The sequence below is a fragment of the uncultured Ruegeria sp. genome, from assembly GCF_947500045.1.
In the GTDB taxonomy this organism is placed as follows: Bacteria; Pseudomonadota; Alphaproteobacteria; order Rhodobacterales; family Rhodobacteraceae; genus Ruegeria.
In genome coordinates, this window is the sequence record NZ_CANMQQ010000013.1 from 101,998 (window position 1) to 123,627 (window position 21,630).

Genomic DNA, 21,630 nt, shown 5'->3' on the forward strand with positions numbered 1-21,630 from the left:
TCTGCTAACTCCCTTTGGTTTCATATGCATCGCGAAAATCCGCGCCAACCTCACCCAAAAACCGCTCTTCCGCGGCTTTGGCGATGTCCTGATATCGTTCCTGATATAGCTGCCACATCTTGGCCGAGCGACCGCCAGCCACGATCTGTTCCAGAAAACCGGTATCTTCCATTTCCCGTTCAACCTCTTCGGGATCAAACCGGTCGATCATCCGGCGCAGCGCAGTTTGCAGGGCTTTCCAGGTGCGAATCTGGTGGTCGGCCAAATCGCGATAGGCACCAGTCACAGCCAGATCGCCGGGTAGATAACTGGCGTCGCGGCCGCGAATGATCGACAAAAGCGCTTCGTCCGTGCTGGCCAGGAATTTCAGTGGGTTTACATCCGAGTTGGCAATGACGGTCTGTGCTACGCGAATTTTCTGCTTTTCCTGCGCCCTGGTGCGCAACAGGAACATCAGCCCTTCGACGCTTTCGCGCAGGCGGGCACCGATGGCCTCGATTTCCTCAGTCGTGGCCTGCGCGGCGTCTTCCTCTGACAGGCCCAGGCCCCGAAACAGGGCAGCGCGCAGATCAGATTCTGCGACGGATGGCTGTGGCTTGACCGATGGTTCGGGCTTGGGGGCGGGGTCAAGCGTCACTTCGATCGGTGGCATGGGTTCGGGCCGATGCTCAACGTGATCCGGGCCGCGATTTTTGCGTGGCTCGGCTTCTGGCGCATCGTCGAAATATCGGCTTACAGAAGGTGAAGGCGCGCGCACGGGTTCGGGTCGAGCGTTGAGGTCAAGCTCGAACGGGTCGCGCTGATCCAGCGGACGGGGCGGTGGGGCGGGCTCGTCCGGTTCGGCCCATTTGCCCCAATCATCAGATGTGCTTTTGGTGCCGAACGGATCAGGCAGGTCCTTGGGCCTTTCCTTGGGTGTGTTGTCCTGCATCTCCGGTGTACCGAAATCGAAAAAAGTGTCGCTGGATGATGGGGGTTGAGTGGCTTTTTGCACTTCTGCCCCGTGCAAGTCGATGCAAATGACGAAATCGCCAAGCCGCAACCGCATCTGGTGTTCCAGTTTGACGCTGTTGCCGGTGCCCAGAGGTTCGCTGGACCCATCAATGAACAACCCGCCAGAACTGGCATCCAGTGCGGTTAGCTCGCCACTTTCATCGGTCAGGATCAAATGTCGGCGCGAGATAAACATTTCAGGATCGTCCAACCGCCAGTCACAATCGTCGCCACGCCCGATCACCATCTGTCCACCCAGATAGGTTTTCTGCGTTTCGCTTTGCGCGTGAGGTGCGCTTTCGAGTGTCAGTGTCACGCTCATGCGGCGACCTTCTTGTCAGGGTTATCCCCCCAGTTTTCGGTGATGCGCGGCACGCAAAGATCATCTGCGTCCCGGCCCGGAACCGGATTGAGCCACGTTGTGCGCCCCAATTGGCATGTGCCAAGCCGGGCTTCAGGCACGTCACCAGCGTGCAGGATCAAACGCAGGTTGAACTCAGTCTCGCGTCCGGCTGCAAAAACGACGGCATGACACAGTCGTTCCCACAGATCCGGATCTTCCAGAAACGCCGCAAACTGATCGAAACGCAGCGGTCCAACGCGCAGCTCGGCCCGAGAGAGACGATCGAAGCTGCGTGCGCCAACAACGGCCTCGGTGCCCAGACCCGAATGGGTTTGACCCAGACGGGTTTGCAGTGCATCAGGCAGATCTATCCAAACGCCGACAAATTCTTCAAGCGTCACCGGCGCATCGATGACGGATTCGATAAATGCGGTCAGGCGTTCCGGATTATGGCGTTCCTGTGCCAACGATGTTGCGTGGCGCAGTTTAGCATCATTGAGCTTTTCATCATCAGACAAAGTACCGGGCAGGCCAAGCCCCGCCAGAGCCTGTAACATGGCAGTTACTCGCCCACCGTCCTCATGCGCCATGTGGATTTCCGGACGCGCATCGGCCCATGCGCGCCAGTAGAAGGCCAGCATCCGATGCTGAAGCATGTTGACGAGGTCCAGAAAGGACGTGTCTGCCAACGCGCCGGCATTGTCGCCAGCAAACCAGCGGTTCGACAAACGCTCGCGCACCCATCGGGTCAGGTGCAGCGGCATCGGTCCTTCGGGACCTAGCAATCCCAAAACATTGACTGAAACCTGCGGCACGCCGCCCTCCGGCACGTTCAGGCTGGCTACATCTTGGGTAGCAAATCCCTGCCGTGGAGATTGCCCCAGCCGCGCGGGCTCGTTTGCGGGTCCGCCCGAGCGACCAAACCTTAGACCTTCAGTTTCCAGCTGCGCCAGCATCTGAAAGAAATCCATCTCGGTGATGTTTTGTTCCGCTAAATCAGGCTGCGCGTGCCGGGCGTCATCGGCCATGCTATCTCCTGTTGTTGCTGGGTCAGATGCGAACGGGTGCGGATAAACGAGTTGATGCCGACGTGGCGCGCAAAAAGCCGAGACAGCAGGGCTGACAGCAACAGCGTGCTGTGGCCTGACAGAACCGTTTCGTCGATGTCGAGTGTGATTTCCATCCCGTGGCCAAAGCAGATTGGGCCGGGGCGCTTGATGCGTTCGATCACCGGACGCGACTGAACACGTGTCAGGGACCGGCCATGACGCTCGAGCGTCGGATCACCCCGGTCGGCATATAGCATTAGCAACGCGCGCAAGGGTTCGCTGTCGCGACCTTCGGCGGCCAATGAGATATGGTTCAGGCTCAGTTGTGAAATCCAACGCCAGGTCAGATCGTCCATCTTGCGCTCGGACCCAGACCCCGAGGGCAGCGCGGATCGCAGGGACGGGCGCGGGCGTTTGAAGGCACTCAGCAGATCGACTTTCCCTACCGGATCACCAGTTTCAAGCGTCAATACAGGGTTGTCGTCGAGTATGGGCAGATCGCGATTGGTGCAAAGCGCCCGGATATCCAGACGTTTGATGCCACCACCACTGGTCAACCCCGCCGGGTGCGTCACCGAGATAAACAGATCATCACCAGTATAACTGGTGCGAGTTTGGCCGCGTCTGATTTCATCTTCGCCGGGCCGTCGCGGACGCCGTTCCACTGAATAGACATACCCGGAATCCGAGCGCTGCTCGACCGAGAATATCGGCGTTACGCGGGCTTGCGGGCCACTGTTTTCGGCATCCTCAACGCGGATCAGGCGATAGATTTCATAATCCCGTGGCCGGGTTCGATCGGCATGAACGACATGCGCCGATTTTTGTGGGTCAAGCTGGACCAGATTGCATTCGCGCTCGAATAGATTGACCAGCGGAGTGGTGAACAGCTGAAAATCCTTAGGCTTCACATCGTTGAGCGCGGGTTGTTCCTTGTCCAGCAGGATCACCAGCTCGATGCTGGTTCCGGTACAAGTTTCCACTGCGCCCGACAAGCCTGACAATCGGGCATAGTGAAACCGCTCCGGCATCAGGAAGTATTCCCGCAGCAATCTGTAGCCTTCGAACGCGTGGCGCACCTTGGGGGTCAGCGCCTCATCATCCGAGATGCCGACCATAGCCGGAGCTGGGGCTGGCTGAAAACGGGCATTCCGATCGGCCGGGCGCACCATCATCCGGTGTCCGAACCCAAATATCGCATCAAAGATCGCACCCGCACGACTGCTGGTGCCAAAATAGATATCCAGGCTGTCCAGATTTAGATCTGACATCAAGCCCGGCCCGGTGCGGGTCAGTTCGATCCGCAATCCGGCTTGCGGCTGTGTTCCGGGTTGATCCTTGATCCCCGCTTCGCGCAACGCGCCGGGATCCTGTAGGTATTCGACCTTTGAAATCTTGACCGGCCACAGATGCACCGCCTGAGCGGTGGTAAAAGTTGAACGGGTGGTCAACCCGTCGCGTAGGCCCGATACCAGCCTTGTACCACGGACAACCTCGTGTCCGCCGACCATACTGTCGATCTGAGGGCCAGGGGCAAGACGCGCCATCGACATGGCGGGGCTGGGACCGGCCAAATCGGGGTAAAGCGTATCCAGCAGGTTGCGCACATAGCGGCTGGCCTCGCCATCGACTTTCAGTCGCGTTCGTGCGCCCAAAAAGGCAACGCCTTCCAGCAGCCGTTCCACATAAGGATCGGGGCAGGGGGCGCTTTCAATCGATAGATTACGCGCCACATTCGGATGGATCGCGGCAAACTCTCCGGCCAGTTCCCGGATGTGTGTAAGTTCTTCTTCGTAATATGCCAGAAATGCACGATCCATCAGATCTCTTCCAGCGTAGTTGAGGCTTGCCCATTGTCCAGATCAATTGCCGTGGACAGGCGCAGCCGTTCGGGCACGGGCGACAGCAGAAGAACACCGTCGATGATGACCCGCAGACCCGTCTTGTCGTTAATGTCCACTTTAACACGAACGGTGTTTTTCTTCAGGCGTGGTTCAAAGAAATGCAGAACCTGGCGGATTTCACTTTCAAGTTCACTTTTGTCGAAATCCGAACCGCGCCGGCCCGAAAAGGATGGCACCCCGAAGTTAAGAACCGAGCTGCGCACCTGAGGAAAATCCGCCAGCTGTTCACCAGTGGTTTGGGTTGACATCTGTTCCAGATCCGACAGGAGAAAATCAGCCTCCATCCGCTCAATGTTGAACAGCATTTCAATATCCCGGCGCACCGCTTCACGCAGGATTTGCGCGTCAACAACGACGCCTTGTTCCTCAAGCCGTTGGCGTTGCTGCATCTTGGCTACAAAGGCATGCAGCTTCTGTCGTTGCGCATCATCGAGATGCGTCTGTTGTTCGACCGCGCGCGCGCCACCCTGAACAATCTGATCCAGATCGGTATCCCGTCCCAGCTCTCGGCTGAGTTCCTGTCGCAGACTGTCTGTTTCGGCCAGAACTCCTGGCAATTCGTCAACCAGCCGATCCCAAAGGGACGGCTGAACGCGTTCTTGTCGGGCCGAAATGCCAGGTATCAGGGTGGACATGCGTTGCTCGGTCCTCCTGATCAGACGCCAGCGGCGATATCGTATTCGATCTCGTGCTCATCTCCTGCGCTGTGATCATCGGCCTGAACTGTGTACTTGATGTTGATCTTTTCACAGGTCAGCGAGACGGTTTCTTCGATCGTCAGAGAGTCGTGCGGGGTAGGCAGGACATCGTAACCCGAGATCGCGACGTTTTCCATTGTGATGATCAGATAATCCAGATGCGCATCACCCGAGTCCTTGCGCACTGCAATCGTGATCTCATCAAAACTCTTGGCCTGCATACACGCCAGCGCGAGATAGGGGGACGACGCATCGTAGAATTTTGCGACTGTGACCGCACCCATTATTGCCCGGGCTTGCGAGCGGCCTCTGCCAGTCTGTGCAGCCGCGCCCTGACTGATACTCCACTCGACGGAGTGGACATCGATCTCTTCCTCGTGCTCAGCATTCAGGCTTTCACCAGGAATATCTTCGATCTTCATATATCCAGTTAGCATGGGACTACTCCTTTAAAATAAAGAACTATGTTTTGACGGAAGGCAATTCGGACACGAGCCGCAAGCTCGCGTTGATGCCTTCCAGTTGGTAATGTGGTCTGAGGAAAAACCGGGCGTTATAGTAGCCGGGGCGCCCTTCGACGCTGTCCACCCGGACTTCTGCCGCCGCCAATGGTCGCTTGGCCTTGGCTTTGTCATCGGCCATGGACGGGTTGGCCAGCACATAACGGTTGATCCACTCGCTCAGCCAAACCTGCATGTCCGAGCGTTCCTTAAATGTGCCTACCTTATCGCGTGCAATTGCCTTTAGATAATGCGCGAACCGGCTGACTGGGAACAGATAGGGCAGATTGGCGGATAGACGTTCATTGGCCTGCGCATCAGGATCAACCAGACGCCCGGCGCGGGTTTCGTCATCCTGCAGTGAATGGGCACCGATAAAGGCCGCAAGATCAGTGTTCTTGCGATGCAGTACAGGCATCATCCCCAGCTTGGCAAGTTCCGCCTCGCGCCGGTCGTCGATGGCGATTTCGGTCGGGCACTTCATCGCGATCGAGCCGTCATCGGTCGGGAAGCTGTGCACCGGCAGGTTGGTTACCGTACCACCGGATTCCACACCTCTGATCTGGGTGCCCCAGCCATACAGCTTGTGGCTGCGGTTGATGTTCACGCCCATCGCAAAGGCTGCGTTCATCCAGACATAGTGATCATGCTTTCCGTCTATGGCTTCTTCAAAGTCAAAACCTTTGACCGGTATAGTGTCCGCGCCATAGGGCAGGCGGCCCAACACGCGAGGCATGGTCAGCCCGATATAGCGCGAATCCTCACTTTCGCGCAGCGATTGCCAGCTGGCATAATCAGGGGACGATACGATGCCTTCCAGATCCTGCGGGTTGGGCAGTTCCTGCCAGCTTTCCATCTTGAACAACTGCGGAGCAGCCGCGGCGATAAACGGCGCGTGTGCTGACGCGCAGACACCAGACATTTCGCGCAACAGGCTAACGTCCTGTGGATTGTGCGAGAACTCATAAGCACCGATGATGGCACCAAACGGCTCACCACCAAATTGTGAATATTCGGCCTGATAAACGCTTTTGTAGATCGGGGACTGGTCCCACATCTGGCCTTCGAAGTCCTGAAGCGTCTCGCCCAGTTCCTCTTTCTTGATGTTCATCACCCGGATCTTCAGTTTCTGATCCGTTTCGGTGTTGTTCACCAGATAATGCAATCCGCGCCAGGTGCCTTCCATCTGGCGTACGTCGTCATTGTGCAAAATTTCATTCATCTGGGTGGTTAGCAAACCGTCGATGCCAGCGATCAGCGACTTGATCGATTTTATGGCATTGCCCGAGATCGTGGCCGAACCCGACCGATCTTTGGCCGCGATCGCCAGATTATCCACCAATCCCTTTAGCTTGTCGCTTTCGCTGTCTTTGACGCGAAAGTCCTTTTCCAGCAGATCAGAAAATTCACCCAGATCCAGTTCTTCGGCCGCTGCGGCGCCTCCGGCAGCCAGTGCTTCTTTCTCAGCCATGCTTAACCCTCCTCGCTTTCAGCGTTCTTCAGGGCTTCTTCGGCGGCCTGCGCCAGAAGCGGTTCATTGTTCAGAAGTTGTGCAATGCGTTTCTCTGCATCGACTTTGCCGTCCATATACCCAAGCAGCTCTTCCAGCTGATTGCGCATTTTCAGCAACTCGTTTAGCGCCGGAACTTGAGACGCCATCTTATCGGGGGTAAAATCCCCCATGCTGGCGAAAGTCAGATCGACATAAAGCTCTTCGTCCGCTTCCTCGCCATCGGCTGAAGGCAGAGTATTGGGAACGCGGGTTTTTACACGAGGGCCGAGGGCTTCCATAAATTTGTTGAAACGGCCCGCGTCGGTTTCTACGAAATTGCGCTCACCCACTGGTTTTTTGGCTTCAGGTGTTTCCGATTGACCTGCCAGATCAGCCATGACACCCATCACAAAGGGCAGTTCGATCGTTGTGGGGCTACCGTAGTGTTCAACGTCATAAGCGATCTGCACCCTTGGGGCGCGATTGCGCTCGATGACTTTCTGCTTACTTTCAGACATTTAGAACTCCTTTGAAGTTTTAAGACTTTCTCCCTTTGGCGTCCTCCACGCCTGCAACATTGCGAAATTCTTTCAGGCCTGATGGAGCGACTTCCTCCATCAGGTCCATGAAATCCATAGGAACCATGCGCCTCAGTCTTCGGGCCAAATGTGGGATCGGGCTTGAGGGTTCGGTGCGCTCGTAAAATGCGATAATGCCATCGAGACATCGCTCGACATCGGCGCGGGAACTCACAGCGCCCGGTGCCACGATACTGGCAGGCGCGGTGGCAGGGGCTGCCGCTTGCGGTGTGGCCTGCGGTTGCGGGGTCGTTGTTGCACTTTCATCGGCGGCGTCACTCATATCAGACATTGCCACCTCCAGCGTGGTTTGCACCTGACCCAGAAATTCGCCAAGCTCTTTTAGGCTTAGACCAGGGTCCTTTTCGTATCCCGCCGATGAGTTGAACCGGGTGCAGATCGAACCAAGCGTTTCCTGAGCCTGATTCAACGCCGCAACCAACGCCTCAGCGCGTTCGGGTTCCTCGGCGGCCAACGCCCGCGTTCCGGCCTTGACGCGCCCTACGCGGGCCTCGTGCTTGGTGGCAATATCAGCCAGTTCCGCCTCGGTCGCGCCAGCATATTTCGCCTGCGCATCGAACACGCTTAGCGTTGCGGCAGCCAGGTCTTCCCCGGTCAGCGGGCCAATGCCGCGGGGGCTGAGCGCGATTGAAAACTTCAGATCCCCCAGCAACCCGTTGTCATCATTCTCGAGTTGATTGATTGCATTCTGCCTGGGCTGAACGCGGGCCTGTGGCGTATCACGGTCACGCAACGGGGGGTTTAGATTATCCCAGTATGTATCCAGCGTCGTATCCAGCATCTTAAGACCTGCCGAGAGGCCTTCGAAACTGTCGGATGCAACTCCGGCGCGGATCAGAACGTTCAACATCCGCAAATCGCGTCCGGTCTTCGCCAACTCGAGACCGTCATTTTCAACCGACGACCAGTCTGTTGGCAAAGCAGAAGGGTTGAGCGTGCCGTCAGGCAGCACCCGATTGGTCTTCGCCGCTGTTTCAAGCAGGCGTTCGATCGCGTGAAAACGCGGGTCGTTTCTTAACTCCGCACCGGAAGGGTTGTCACCTTCCAACGGCTCAAGAAGGACTTCAAAATCCATACAACTGCCTAAAAACTCATGTTCAACAATGTTCAAAGTGTCGCAAAACAATTCGATTCTTGCAATAAAATCACCATATCACATGATATGGTCATACTTGTGTGAACTAGAGACCAGAGCGACAACACCGTTTCAGGCACTGTAGGAAGCGGGTTTCAATTTCGAAATTGCATTTGGTGAGCGACGCGATTTCATGTGATACTGAACGCCATTTACGCCGGAGGGCTCCATGCAGGTGACAGAGCAGATCGATGGAATAATGATCGGTGTCATTCAGGGGATTGAGAATGGCGTGCCACTGGTGGCCTATCCTGCCAACCCGCTGGATCATCCGGTTGCTGCGCGCAGTCTGGTTGCACTGGATGCCGATCACGTCGGATGCGAAGTGGCATTGCAATTTGAAAGGGGACAGGTCGATCGCCCTCTGATCCTAGGTCGGATCATTGAACCGGACGAAGGGACGGAAGTGCTGCGAGACGGCGACCATGTGCGTGTTACGGGTAAGGAACGGATCGAGCTGCGCTGCGGCAAGGCGTCGATCATCATGGAAGCCGATGGTCACATCACCATTCGCGGCAGCTATCTGGTTAACCATGCCACAGCCTCCAACCGCATCCGCGGTGGTTCGGTCAACATCAACTGAGCGGCAGAGCGGTGACGATTCCAATCCTTGAAAATATCGTCCGTCAGCACGCAGAAGAGGCGGCGCATCTGTGGAATATATACGATTACGCGCTTCTCAACCCGGATGAGAACCCGGATATGGATCAAGAGCGTATCGACCGCGTGGTGGAACGCCTGAATGCGCATATCGACGGGTTACGCGTCGCAGGTGAAGAAGGTTTGCGCGTGGCGCAAGAACGGTTCGACGAGTATCCCGAACCAGGTGAGCTGTTTGTGCTGAGGATGCTGCAACCTAACGCCGCAAAGGTTTGGATCGCCGATCTGGATTTGGACGGGGTCAGGGCTTATCTGGTTGAGAAGTTGGACGAAGTTAAGCCATCGTAACCTGATCGAATTTCAACCAGTATTCTTCGTCGAATATTAGTACATCTTTCATGCCAAGCGACCACATCGTGTCCCCTCCTACAGAAAGCTCTGAAAAACTGTCGGCAATTTTAAGTGGTTCCGGAATAAGCGTTAGTTCATCTTCAACATCCAGAAGGAACAACGCGGTATATCCGGCCAAATAAATTTTCCCGTAATACTCAGCCATTCCCCAGATATCGATTATTCCGGGCTCGCTACACAAGAGCTCGAAATCATCTTGCTTGCCACGCAACACTGTGCCGTTCTGCCCAGCAGCGTAAACACGACCGTCATTCGCACATAAGATAGTGTAGAAACAGGCATTCGTCTGGCATTGAACCGGATGCCATTCAGTACCGTCATAGCGCCAGACAACACCGAATTCACCGGCTGCATAAAGTTCCTGAGTATTATTTCCAGCAATGGATTCGAGGTTTTGGTGTGCAAATTCTTTGCGCAACTTTTCTGATGGGCTTATGTCCGTCCATTGGTTAACACCGTCTCGCCGAAACACCTGCATTGATGCTCCAGAGGCGTAGAATGCACCATCAATCCAGGCAAGTTTACGTAACGGTCCACGTTCCAGTGTAATCTCTTCTTCGATTGGCTCACCATCAAGAAAATAGATGAATTTCCCCCAATCGCCTAGAAACGCCGGGCCTGACTGGGCGCCTTTACTGTAACAGACAGAAACGACACTGTGATTGCGCTTTCCGATGGCCTTGACTGTTCCGTCGTGCATTTCCAGTAGTGCAGCATGGGGTTCGTCCTTGTTGCCTGCCAGTTTGTCGATCACACAAGAGAATGCTAGCGTAATATCGTCCTTGGCAGCCCCGCAGGTAAGAGTAAATTCATCCAGAATTGGTCGCATGTGTTGCCTCTTCAGCCGCCAGCCATTTTCATGGCCTTGTCGAGATAGGATTGGATATTGTCGATCATACGCCTTGCTTCGACAGCTGGACGGCCTGGGTTTTTGTCTGCGCGAAGTGGTGTGTCCTCAGAAACCCCCGCCTTTTCATGAAATGCGTCGAGCTGCGCCTTGATGCAGGCAGGGCTACAACCGGATTCTGGGAAAACCTTTTTCATTGATGAAATCGATTTGTCGCGCATCTGACCATAAGTAAGCGAATGGCAATTCAGAGGATTCTTTGCATCACTAGCAGGCAGTGCATTGTCAAGAATCTCGCAGTACATATCGTTGTGCATCAATCCATGGCTGCCCTTGTTATGTGTGGCACCTTCGGCGCAAACACATGGCGCGGCCTTGGCATCATAGCTAACTCCAGGTAAAGCTTTCCCATCCACGGAAAAACTGGATTCGGGAACAAGATGGTGACCTGTCTGTTTGCCACAGCACTCACCCTTTTCGTCGTCCTTTTTTGAAACCAGCTTGCACTTAATTGCTGCAAGACAGGGGTTCTTGCGAGCAGCACCAGAGTCTCTCATTCGCTCCTTGTTCACCCGGTTTTCATCCGCTGCCAAGTCCGTCGATGCCTTCAACCCAACGAATACGGCCCCGCCGGCCTTGTGTGAAATTGTTTCATCCGAACGTCGGCTGGTGTTGTCTACACCCGGGGAAAGACTCAATCCTGCAGCGTCGCAAGCCTCATCAAGATTTTTGTAGTCTTTGCAGCCTTCCTGCATCTTCTGGATATCATCGGCGCAGGGATTATTAGGATCCACCACCCACGGCTGCCCGATCTTCGGCCATGGCGGTGCGTTCGGCGGTGATCCATGATTGTTCGTCTCGATATCCGAAAACCGGCAGATGTTCTTGCCTTCCGCTTTCACATTCATCGAATAGGCCTGCGATTTGGCCTTACCGGTGTTTTTCGAACTGATAATGCCTTTTTTGCTGGCGCTTCCGGCCTCGGTTCCGGTGGTTTTGGTGAAATGAGAGTTGTTCTTCAGATTGATCGTCTCTCCGCCGATCTTGACGGTCCCGGTGCCCTTGTCCGTGTCGCCATCACTGCCGAATGAAGGGTAGGGGATTGGTACGCCGGGTGGCGTTGGTGGGGCCTGTGGTGGGGTGAAACATACGTCGGGGAAAGCGGCGATCACATTGTTGGACTGCTTCTTGCAGGACACTTCCAGATTGTTGGCGAAGACGGTCATGCGGCGCCCACCTTCGCCGAAGTGTCGGGTGCAAAGAATACTGCAGCGCCGCAGGTTCCGTCATCCCCTGACGCCTCGATCAGCACCGGATTGCCGGGCGCATAATGTTTGAGTGCTGCTTCCAACGCCCAAGCGATCATGATCGGAACGGCGGCGGCCCCGACATTTCCGATACATTCGGTTGGGGTCCAAAGCTCTTGCAGCTCTCGATGTTCACGCAGCAGCCGCTGCATCGACAGAGCGGTCTGTTTGAAGAAATAGGCCTCGCCCGTCAGATCGGAGATACGATAATCGATCCGGTCGAAGGCGATACCTGATATCTCCAGCGCTTCACGATAGGCGCTGGTCATGCCATCGGCGCGCAAGGGGAGTTCTTCTTCGTTGTACAGATAGGCCAGCTCTCGGCTCAGGCCGAGGCCAGTCATAGCTAATTGCGTCGGCGGTCCACCGGTACACAACAGTGCTGCGGCGGCTTCTCCGGGAATTAAGCCGTTGGCATTGTTCCCGTTCAATAGGCGTTCAGCGCGGATGAACTCGGCAATCGTGGGGCCGGTCAAAAGGCTGTCGGCACCAACAATCAGTACATGGCTGTTAGGATCCTTACGCAATATCCGCCCTGCACGTTCCAATGCGACAAAGCCTGAAGGCCGGCCATATTCGACGGTTTCGAATTTGGTCTGTCGGGGCAGGCCAGAAAACTCGATCAGTTTGCGGGCAAAGGTGTCTGGGTCGCGCACGGGTGCGCCGCGGCGCGACCCCTCTGCCAAACATAGTATGACGGTCAGAGTTCTAACCTCGGCCTGAAAGCCGTCGAGCGCATCCACCACAGCGCCTGCGGCCAGATGGGCAACCCGTTTTTCTCCAACCCAGTTGCGCGGTAAGGGTACCGGTGCGCCCAGCTGCCATTCTCCATCGGCGGCCAGAAAGTCGGTTTCCTGAAATCCGTCCAGCCCGCCCCGCATGGCGGCGGCTGATGCGGCACAGTTCAGTCCAACTGCCGTCACCATTCCGGCGGACAGGATATTGACGCCTTTGGTCACATCGCCACCTCGCCGGACAGGCGGTTCGGCGCGCTAGGCATGTAGGTCTTGCCCTTCTGCTTGGCACGCACCTGCCCGCGCGAAGGCGTGCCGATCCAAAATTCTGTGAACTCGGTGATGACACGCCGGATGGGAACTTCGACCCGCCACGCCAGCGAAAACATCCTGTTCTCGGCATCGATCAGCAGTGTGTCGGGCAGCGCGGTTGTCTCCAGTGCCTTTTCCCAGTCGCGCCAGATAGTCAGCGGTAATCGGGTGTCAGGCAGGTAAAACGCCTCTTTGCCGCGTGGTGTCAGGTTGACCAATACCACCTGTGTTCCGCCTACAGGAAAGTCGATCTGCTGGTCGGACGCGGTTTGTTGATAGTACCGCTCATCAAAATCAGCGGGCAGAAACGGGAACACATTGTCTTTCCAGTCATCGTCATAGGTTCCGCCAAAGCGCTGCCGTTCAGGTGAAACGCGCGATATCGGACCCAGAGCCATGGGTCTGTAGTCTTCATAGGGCGAGGTGACAGGTGCTCCGATCTCTTCAGTGTTTGGAAGGGGTGTACCGCTAAGATGCGATTGATTTTTCACACTGGCAAACCCCTGTCCAACCGGGTTGGCAAGGTAGACAGGGGGCAGTGCGTCATCGGGGTCCAGCGTGCAGGCGCCGCCGAATGCGGTGTCATAGCTGAAGGGTGCACGGGTGAAGGGAACAGGATCCGTCGCAGTAATTGCGGGACCAACCACCTGCCATTCACGATGGCCGGTGACATTGAAGGTCTTTGCCATTGCGCCAACCTTCAGCCCGACCTGTACCTTTTCGGCAGGCTTGCCGCCCGGCGCATAGGCCGCCCCGTTCAGAACCACATCGCAACGGCCCTTGCGAAAGGCATAGTCGGTCTCCCATGTGGTGGCCGAATATCCCGGTTCGCCGCCAAACTCATCCGCCATCACCAGAGGGGTCTGTTTTGGCATCGGTACTGGAGGCTGGTCCGAGTGGTCAGGAAAGCCGAACGTGCCTTTGACCACCAGTGACAGGTATTCGCGCCCGGCCACGTCCATGCCCATCGTGATGCCGAAGACAAAGTTGGTTTTGTTGTAAACCAGCATCTTCGACACCTATTTGAATGTATAGGTGAACCCGTCCGGGCCGCCAGCTATGGTTACCGACTCCAATTCGGCTCCTTCTAGGGAATAGTTTAGGATCTGGCGGCTCAGTTCCGGCAATAGGGTATTGGTCAGGATCGCATCGATCATGCGGCCACCGCTTTCGATCTCGGTGCAGCGGTCCTTGATCACCTGCATCGCGCTGGGATCAATAGTCAATTCAGCGCCGTAACCTTCGCCCAGCCGTTTGGCAATACCGCGCAATTTGTGCCCCGCGATGGCTTCGATCATCGAATCCGACAGCGGATAATAAGGGATAGTGACCACGCGTCCCAACAAAGCAGCGGGGAACACGTTCAGCAGCGGCGCGCGCAGCGCTGCGGTCAGATCTTCCATATCAGCGTCTTTGTTGCCATCGTCAGTCATTGCCATGATCTCGTCCGAACCGACGTTCGATGTCAGCAGGATCAGGGTGTTCTTGAAGTCGATCCGGCGCCCCTCGCTGTCATCCATCATGCCCTTGTCGAAGACCTGAAAGAAAATCTCGTGCACGTCGGAATGGGCTTTTTCAACCTCGTCTAGCAGAACAACCGAATAGGGGCGGCGGCGCACGGCTTCGGTCAGGATACCGCCCTTGCCATATCCGACGTATCCCGGCGGCGCACCTTTGAGGGTCGAGACGGTATGCGCTTCCTGAAACTCGCTCATGTTGATGGAAATCAGGTTGCCTTCGCCGCCATACATCAGATCGGCCAAAGCCAATGCGGTTTCGGTTTTTCCGACCCCGGAAGGACCGCACAGCATAAATACTCCAACAGGTTTTTCCGGTGCGCCAAGTCCAGCGGTGGCGGTTTGAATGCGGTTGGCGATCATCTCCATCGCGTGGTCCTGACCGACGACACGTTCTGCCATGGTCGAGGCCAAGGATAGCGCGCGTTCGCTCTGGCTGGACAGCATCCTGCCCATGGGAATACCGGTCCAGTCTTGCACTACGGCGGCTACGGCCTGCTTGTCGACTGATGGCAGGATCAGCGGTGTCTCGCCCTGCGCTTCGGTCAGTTGGGCCATCTTTTGGCGTAGCTCTGTCAGCGCCGCCTCACGATCGAAAGGTACGGCTTCAGTTTCAGCGGGATCAGGTTCCGGCTCATCCTCGCCGGCCTCAAGTTCGGCACCGGTTTCATCCAGCACAGCGCCCGAAGCGCGCAGCTGGCCGCGCAGCTCCAGTATATCCTTGACCAGTGTCTGTTCCGCCTCCCACCGGGTATTGGCAGCCTCTAGCTGGTCTTTGGCCGCTGCGATTTCGGCATCTACATCCGATTTGCGTTCGTCGATATCGATGCCGATCTCGCCCTCGCGATCGATAATTCCGGCTTCGATCTCCAGCGCGGCCAGACGCCGTTCTATGTCGTCAACTTCGGCCGGTGTGGCATGTTGCGATACCGCCACCCGTGCACAGGCCGTATCCAGTAGCGAGATCGCCTTGTCGGGTAATTGGCGGCTGGGAATGTAACGATGCGAAAGTTTGACCGAGGCTTCGATTGCCTCGTCCAGCACTTCGACCTGATGGTGTTTTTCCAGCACACCCGTCACGCCCCGGCACATCAGTATTGCCTTGTCTTCGGAGGGCTCATCGATCTTGACTACTTGAAAGCGGCGGGTGAGGGCAGGGTCGGGTTCGATATGTTGTTTGTATTCGGCCCAAGTCGTGGCCGCGACCGTGCGAAGTTCGCCCCGTGCCAATGCCGGTTTTAGCAAGTTGGCTGCATCACCGGTTCCCGCCGCACCCCCTGCGCCGATCAGCGTATGTGCCTCGTCAATGAACAGGATGATAGGTGTATCTGAGCTCTGTACCTCGTCAATCACGGCTTTCAGGCGTTTTTCAAATTCGCCCTTGACCGAGGCCCCGGCCTGCATCAATCCAATATCCAGCATGTGCAGGTCTACATTCCGCAGTTGCGGCGGCACGTCACCGCGCGCCAGGCGCTGGGCGAACCCTTCGACCACTGCAGTTTTGCCAACACCTGCCTCACCGGTCAGGATCGGGTTATTTTGCTTGCGGCGCATCAGGATGTCGATGATCTGACGGATTTCTGGATCACGTCCGACAACCGGGTCCATTGCCCCATCGCGTGCGCGTTGGGTCAGATTGGTCGCATATTTCTCAAGTGAAGACTCGCCGCTGCGGGCTGGTTTGCGTGGCGCGTCGGACGCCCCCTCGGGTTCAGTCCGTTCCAGCGAGGCGGCCAGAAGATCGTCAAGCTGTGCCGCCAATGCTGCCGGGTCCAGCTTGTCAAATTCAAGGCTTATCTTGAACAACAGCCCTTCAAGCACCGGAACCTGCAATGCGCCCAGCAACACATAGGCCGATCGCACAGTGTCATCACCAAATTCCAGCGACCCGAAATTCCAGGCCTCTTGAATGGCGCGGAAAATATGGTCCGAGAACTCCTCGACTGAGCTGGCTCCATGTGGCAGCGCATCGGTGGCCCGCAACATGTCGCCAGTCAGTTTGTGACGGTCGACACCCGCTGCATCCAGTAGGATATCCATGTCGGACCGTTCAGAATCCGCTAGACCAGTGATGAAATGGACAAGTTCTACATAAGGGTTTCCGCGTCGCTTCGCGGCCTGCGCCGCGCCTGAAAACGCCGTAAGACAGATCGGATTAAGCTTGCCGACAAGTTCTTTACGCTTGACGGTTTCCTGAGATCTGTGTGGTGCCATATACTGCCCCCAAATTTCGAAAAATTTTAAATTCTCTGAAAAAAACAAATCGGTATAGTTGATTAAGTATAATCTAAATCCGGAATTGAATCGATAGTTTTGACAATGGCTTAGATTCCGCGGGGCGCGTTGATGATAGATCCAATGCCAGGTGACATTTTTCAGACCGGTCAGGTTCTGAACAATACCTACGAGATTCTGGGCGTTCTGGGCCGGGGCGGGACCGGCGAGGTTTATTTGGCTCGTAATCGGGTTGTGGATCGCAAGGTGGCGATTAAGGCGTTGAACTCACAATTCTCGGGTAACGCTGATTATGTCGAGCTGATGAAGCGCGAGGAAGAGATGCGCAACATCGTGCATGATGCCGTGGTGCGCTATTCGGAATGCTCGATGTCGGACCAGAACCACGTGTTTCTGGTTATGGAGTTTGTCGACGGGACCTCACTGAACGATCTGATGATGGAGCGCCGGGTCGAAGACCGGGAACTGTTGATCGTAGCGCATCGGGTGCTGGAAGGTCTGGTACAGGTGCACCACAATGGTATTGTGCATCGCGATCTCAGCCCTGACAACATCATCCTGCGCGACGATGACCCCGAACGGGCGACGATTATCGATTTTGGTATCGCCAAAGACACGACCGCAGGTGCACGTACGATCGTGGGCAATGAGTTTGCGGGTAAATATGAATACGCCGCGCCCGAGCAATTGGAAGGGCGCGCCGAACGCAGGACAGACCTGTATTCGCTTGGGGCGTCGCTTTTGGCGGCGGCGCGGCAGGAAATACCATTTCCCGGTTCCACGCCCGGCGAGATTATTCGCCGAAAGCAACAACCGCTGGACACGTCAGGGCTCGGTGATGATCTGCGGCGGTTGATCGAATGGTTGTCTGCACCTGATTTGGACGATCGTCCCGACGATGCGTCTGAGGCACTAAGTTGGCTTGACGGGGTGCTGAAGCCTGCAGGCGGGCGATCCGGTTCTTCACCTGGGCGCGGCGGTGGGTCCCGGAGACCAGCACGCACGCGCGACACGAAGAAAACGGGCAAAGGCCTGTTGATCGGCCTGCCTGTCGCGCTGATTGCAGCGCTCGGCGGTCTTTGGGTAGCAGGTGTTTTTGATGCGCTGTTCGAACCACCTCTGCCATTGGCCAGCCCCTACGAGTTGACGGTGGGCACTGCACCAGACGGTAGCGCTGTGCTCAGCAGCTATGCACCGGATCAGGCTGGGGCTGATCTCATCCTTGGCGGGTTTCAACAAGCGACAGGGCTTGAGGCGGCTGAAGGTGCGGTCACCCTTGCCGATGGTGTCCCTGATCCGGATTGGCCGGCGCAGATGAGCCAGCTTTTGAACCTTGCCGGCAATCTGGAAAGCTGGGAGCTTTCGGTGTCGGATTCCCGTGCCAACCTGAACGGGGTTGCCTCCAGCATCTCTGCTCGTGGTGCGCTTGCGGCGCAGTTGGAGCAGTTAGCCAGCACCTCCGGCATTCAGATCACGCAGGACATCGTCGCGGGCCCCCGAGTTCTCTCACGCGCCGCGCTGCAGACGTCGTTGTCTCGTCTAGGCAGTTGTGGGCCCCTGCAGGCCTCGGCCACGGCGGATGGCACCTATCCGTTGTTCGATACCATTACGATTACAGGCGATCTGGCAAACGGATCGGATCAGGATAATATCAAACGTGCGTTGGGTCCTGTTATCGGCGACCGGAACCTGCGTTTCGACACAACTGTACTGAACGAAGAACTCTGTGCAATTCGTGCGGTATTACCGGATGTCCCTTCTGCCAACCTGTCGATCTGGCTGGGGGATGGTGCCACTGGCGCGCCGTCGTTAAGTGGTGTTTTTCGCACCAGTGAAAACCCGGTGGTCGAGGTGCATATGCCGGAATCGATAACCGAGGGTTCTTTGTGGGTCATGGTCGTCGACAATACGGGCACAGTGTTCCATGTGCTGCCAAACGTGAACCGGACCGACCATGACATTGCCAATTTGGGCGAGATGAAGAATGGGGTTCGGCAAGTGCGGGTTCTTCATTCAATCGAAGAGTTCAAGGAAGACAACTCGCGCCTGGCGATCCGTGTCAACGAGGGTGATTACGGAAAGACAGAAGTAATCGCGATCCTCAGCCGTTCGAACTTGTTCGATCTGCGCCGTCCCCGCGATGAAAGCGTAACTTCGGTTGCAGAGGCGCTGGCTGGTGCAATTGATGGTCGCGAAGGAGAGATCATCGGTGTTGCCAGCCGGATCATTGATGCCCGTCCCTAAGGTTGATCAGAACAGATCGAAGCGCACCGGATTGATGGCCCAATAAACCCGCGCCGCCAGGATAAGCCGTTCTTTGGGGTCATTCAGTGCCGCTGTTGATATCGGTACACCGTGCGCGATTGCAACGTCTTCAAGTGCCTTCTTGGTTGCTGGACCGACCTGACCGTCGACAGCCACGTTTTGCCCCAGTTCATTCAGCGCCATTTGTAGGGCTCTATCCTGCGCCACAGCCGGCAAACTATTCAATTGATCGCGTGCCTGCCCTGCCGCCTCGGCATCCGCTAAGAGCGAGGCCTTGGCCGCACGCAAGGCCGCGTCTGCCTGGCCTTTACCCGAAACCTGACCGTCAAGGATAATATAAGCGCCGTTCGCACCGCCCCACGCATCGCCCCGTGCCAGCGAAGCATCATACCAGTCCAGCGCCTCGGATTTTGTCCGTCCCGGCAATTGGCCGCGCAAAATCATTCGCGCCACGCTGGCAGGTGCAGTCGGATGTCCCCCCTCAGCAGCAGCCAGAAAATACTCAAGCGCCTTGTCATTATCGACGGGATTGCCCCCAAGCCCGTTCAGCGCGACATAAGCAAGGTTGTTGTACCCATAGATATCTTTGCGCAGCTCGGACGCCCGCAAATAGCGCATCCCGCGTTCAGGGATATAGTGCTCAGAGTCTTCGCGTAGGAAATACAGACCAAGTTCGTTCATTGAGAACGTATGGCCCAGTTCGACCGAACGTTCGAGCAGCTCAAATCCGCGTTGTTTGGCTTCTTGAGTTTTCCCTTCCCGCAGCAGCTTTTTGCCCAGCCTGTGCATCGCATAGGGATCCTGCTCGGCAGTTCCTTGTTCCAGCAATTCCAGCGCCATTTGCGGATCAAGAGGGATGCGCGTGACATCACGGTCGATCCGCTCGGAATCCAGCAATACGGCAAGGGCGAACTTAGCGCGAATATGACCGGCCTGCGCTGCTGCAGATATATTGGCATAAGCATCGCTTAGCTGTCCGGCGGCCTGCTGAACGCGACCCAATTGATAGCGGAACCGCGCATTGTCGGGGTTGGCGGCAACGGCAGCACGGCACGCTTCCAGCCCTTTGGTTATGTTGATCTCGTTCGGTAGCCGGAATACCCCCACGCCATTCAAGTCCAGCGCATCGCCGGCTTCCAGATCGCAAGGGTTCATGTTTAGTTTAAGTGACACATCAACCCGCTGACGCTGCTGGCCTGTGGTGACAACTTCAACTGTGAATGTATCCTCAACATCTGAGGTGATGATATCAACCGCCCGGATGTCAGAGATTTCTGGGGTGTAATTGATTGCACCGCTCTGCTGCCCGCCACCAATGGCGATCACGCCTTGTTCGGGTCGCTCAACCAATTGAACCGTGTCGATATCGGTTCCCAGAGCTTGTTCCAAAAGTTGGGATAGCGGTACGTTTTTATCGAATTGCCGGGTCAGATCCAGCGACCGCGAGATTGTCGCCTGAGGGGGTTCCTCCGTTGGTTCGGCTTGCGATTGCGCAAGATAGAAGGGTTTAACCAGCGTTGAACTTTCCCAGGGGATTTGCTGCCCATCGGTCGAACTGTGCACCTGTTCGCGAATAACCGGGAACAAGGCCTGAATATTCTCGAACGGTGAATTGCGTGCTGTTTCGAGAACCGCGGCAGTGTAGGGGCTGTTCTGACCCGAGGCCCCATCGCTGGCAACTGCACCTGGTGAGGTTGAATACGCAACAAGTGAATTCAGTGGTGTTCGGAATACATCAAACCCGGTGCGCGTTTCGAACAAGTTAGCATCGAGATCAGCCGCCAGCCGAATATCGCTGAATGGGTTATCTCGACAAGAATCCAGGATAGCTACATGAGCGGAACTGCGGGCTGATAGGGTATCGATCACCCGGTCCAGTGTCATTGTGGCGAGGGGGACATCATAGATACTTTCGAATTTGGCATCGACGGGCAGCAGATAATTACGCCGCCCGATTTGGATACCATGCCCGGCATAGTAAAATAGCACATTGGCAGAGTCGGGAATATTTAGAACGGCGGTGCGCAGCAATTCCTCGAATTCGCGCTTCTCAAGGTCATATCCGTCATAAACCTTGAAATTGAACTCGCGAAGTAAAGCCGCAATATCCTGTGCATCTTTGCGTGCATTGGCAAGGTCACCGACATTCATGTAGTCCTGATTGCCGATCACGATCGCGATGCGCGGCGCGATTGGCGTTTGTATCGACGTGTCAGTAGTGGATTGAGCCAGCGCCGGATTTATCCAGAGACATAAGGCGAGTAGTCCGCAAAGAACCCGAGCTTTCAGATTGTATCTGAATATGCGTGGACCCACGGTTTCAACCCCAGCTTCCGCCGCCGCCACCACCAGTACCGCCGCCGCCACCGCCGCCGCCACTGTTGCCGCCGCCGCCGCCACCATCTCCGCCGCCGTCATCTCCACCACTATTTTCCTCTCGGGCCGAAGTGCTGGATGATTTTGCCTGCGCCGGTGCGGGTGCAGGTGTCGGTTCGACAACAGGTGCGGGTTGCGGTTCGACTATGGGTTCTTGCTGGCTGGTATCAAGGCCGACCGTATCGCAGCCAGCTACAATAAGTGTACTGGACAATATTAGCGTGACTGAAACTCGGACCATTGCGGGTCCTCCCTATAGTAAAATGTACCAATATGACATTAACCCTATTACTAGTAGGCTTAAGCTGTCCAA

The 21,630-nt window shown here is 56.2% G+C and carries 18 protein-coding genes; 3 read left to right on the plus strand and 15 right to left on the minus strand.

Annotation, left to right across the window (positions count from 1 at the left end; translation table 11 throughout):
- Nucleotides 1-4 precede the first annotated feature (4 nt).
- From tagH to Q1B46_RS18580, 8 genes are read right to left on the minus strand one after another with little or no spacing between them, the layout of a single operon-like run.
- Complete coding sequence (gene tagH / locus Q1B46_RS18545; RefSeq protein WP_299950361.1) at nucleotides 5-1,315, minus strand: type VI secretion system-associated FHA domain protein TagH; 1,311 nt, start codon at nucleotides 1,313-1,315, stop codon at nucleotides 5-7.
- Nucleotides 1,312-2,364 carry a type VI secretion system baseplate subunit TssG gene (gene tssG / locus Q1B46_RS18550; RefSeq protein WP_299950363.1) on the minus strand — a complete coding sequence of 351 codons (1,053 nt, stop codon included), beginning with the start codon at nucleotides 2,362-2,364 and terminating at the stop codon, nucleotides 1,312-1,314. The genes tagH and tssG overlap by 4 nt, the downstream gene beginning before the upstream one ends.
- Nucleotides 2,328-4,205, minus strand: coding sequence for a type VI secretion system baseplate subunit TssF (tssF, locus tag Q1B46_RS18555; RefSeq protein WP_299950365.1), 1,878 nt, complete (start codon nucleotides 4,203-4,205; stop codon nucleotides 2,328-2,330). The genes tssG and tssF overlap by 37 nt, the downstream gene beginning before the upstream one ends.
- Entirely contained in the window at nucleotides 4,205-4,924 is a 720-nt protein-coding gene (gene tssE / locus Q1B46_RS18560) for a type VI secretion system baseplate subunit TssE (RefSeq protein WP_299950367.1), read from the minus strand. Before tssE ends, tssF begins: the two co-directional genes overlap by 1 nt.
- 20 nt (nucleotides 4,925-4,944) lie before the next feature.
- Complete coding sequence (locus Q1B46_RS18565; protein WP_299666537.1) at nucleotides 4,945-5,424, minus strand: type VI secretion system tube protein Hcp; 480 nt, start codon at nucleotides 5,422-5,424, stop codon at nucleotides 4,945-4,947.
- Between the two features lie 25 nt (nucleotides 5,425-5,449).
- Nucleotides 5,450-6,958 (minus strand): type VI secretion system contractile sheath large subunit, encoded by a 1,509-nt coding sequence (tssC, locus tag Q1B46_RS18570; protein ID WP_299950370.1) that lies wholly within the window; start codon nucleotides 6,956-6,958, stop codon nucleotides 5,450-5,452.
- 2 nt (nucleotides 6,959-6,960) lie between these two features.
- Entirely contained in the window at nucleotides 6,961-7,497 is a 537-nt protein-coding gene (gene tssB, locus Q1B46_RS18575) for a type VI secretion system contractile sheath small subunit (RefSeq protein WP_299666531.1), read from the minus strand.
- 19 nt (nucleotides 7,498-7,516) lie between these two features.
- A complete protein-coding gene (locus tag Q1B46_RS18580) occupies nucleotides 7,517-8,653 on the minus strand; it encodes a type VI secretion system ImpA family N-terminal domain-containing protein (protein WP_299950372.1) in 1,137 nt (378 codons plus the stop codon).
- A 229-nt stretch (nucleotides 8,654-8,882) separates the two neighbouring features.
- Between Q1B46_RS18580 and Q1B46_RS18585 the strand changes: the two genes are divergently transcribed.
- Nucleotides 8,883-9,296 carry a DUF6484 domain-containing protein gene (locus Q1B46_RS18585; protein WP_299950373.1) on the plus strand — a complete coding sequence of 138 codons (414 nt, stop codon included), beginning with the start codon at nucleotides 8,883-8,885 and terminating at the stop codon, nucleotides 9,294-9,296.
- Nucleotides 9,297-9,307: 11 nt separating this feature from the next.
- Complete coding sequence (locus tag Q1B46_RS18590; protein WP_299950374.1) at nucleotides 9,308-9,661, plus strand: FIVAR domain-containing protein; 354 nt, start codon at nucleotides 9,308-9,310, stop codon at nucleotides 9,659-9,661.
- Here Q1B46_RS18590 and Q1B46_RS18595 read toward each other — a convergent pair.
- Genes Q1B46_RS18595 through tssH form a run of 5 tightly spaced genes read right to left on the minus strand, consistent with a single transcriptional unit; the run spans nucleotide 9,648 to nucleotide 16,655 of the window.
- Nucleotides 9,648-10,553 (minus strand): hypothetical protein, encoded by a 906-nt coding sequence (locus Q1B46_RS18595; RefSeq protein ID WP_299950375.1) that lies wholly within the window; start codon nucleotides 10,551-10,553, stop codon nucleotides 9,648-9,650. The two genes, Q1B46_RS18590 and Q1B46_RS18595, sit on opposite strands and share 14 nt — an antisense overlap.
- 11 nt (nucleotides 10,554-10,564) lie before the next feature.
- Nucleotides 10,565-11,743 (minus strand): PAAR-like domain-containing protein, encoded by a 1,179-nt coding sequence (locus Q1B46_RS18600; protein WP_299950376.1) that lies wholly within the window; start codon nucleotides 11,741-11,743, stop codon nucleotides 10,565-10,567.
- A 50-nt stretch (nucleotides 11,744-11,793) separates the two neighbouring features.
- Complete coding sequence (locus Q1B46_RS18605; protein WP_299950377.1) at nucleotides 11,794-12,837, minus strand: 3-oxoacyl-ACP synthase; 1,044 nt, start codon at nucleotides 12,835-12,837, stop codon at nucleotides 11,794-11,796.
- Nucleotides 12,834-13,934, minus strand: coding sequence for a DUF2169 domain-containing protein (locus Q1B46_RS18610; RefSeq protein WP_299950378.1), 1,101 nt, complete (start codon nucleotides 13,932-13,934; stop codon nucleotides 12,834-12,836). Before Q1B46_RS18610 ends, Q1B46_RS18605 begins: the two co-directional genes overlap by 4 nt.
- Nucleotides 13,935-13,943: 9 nt before the next feature.
- Nucleotides 13,944-16,655 (minus strand): type VI secretion system ATPase TssH, encoded by a 2,712-nt coding sequence (gene tssH / locus Q1B46_RS18615; RefSeq protein WP_299950379.1) that lies wholly within the window; start codon nucleotides 16,653-16,655, stop codon nucleotides 13,944-13,946.
- Between the two features lie 144 nt (nucleotides 16,656-16,799).
- On the opposite strand from tssH, the gene Q1B46_RS18620 reads away from it, so the two are divergent.
- Nucleotides 16,800-18,920, plus strand: coding sequence for a serine/threonine-protein kinase (locus tag Q1B46_RS18620; RefSeq protein ID WP_299950380.1), 2,121 nt, complete (start codon nucleotides 16,800-16,802; stop codon nucleotides 18,918-18,920).
- 6 nt (nucleotides 18,921-18,926) lie between these two features.
- Here the strand turns inward: Q1B46_RS18620 and Q1B46_RS18625 are convergent, their stop codons facing one another.
- Together Q1B46_RS18625 and Q1B46_RS18630 are read right to left on the minus strand one after the other, a co-directional pair.
- Complete coding sequence (locus Q1B46_RS18625) at nucleotides 18,927-21,359, minus strand: caspase family protein (protein ID WP_299950427.1); 2,433 nt, start codon at nucleotides 21,357-21,359, stop codon at nucleotides 18,927-18,929.
- A complete protein-coding gene (locus Q1B46_RS18630) occupies nucleotides 21,262-21,558 on the minus strand; it encodes a hypothetical protein (protein ID WP_299950381.1) in 297 nt (98 codons plus the stop codon). Before Q1B46_RS18630 ends, Q1B46_RS18625 begins: the two co-directional genes overlap by 98 nt.
- Nucleotides 21,559-21,630: the final 72 nt, after the last annotated feature.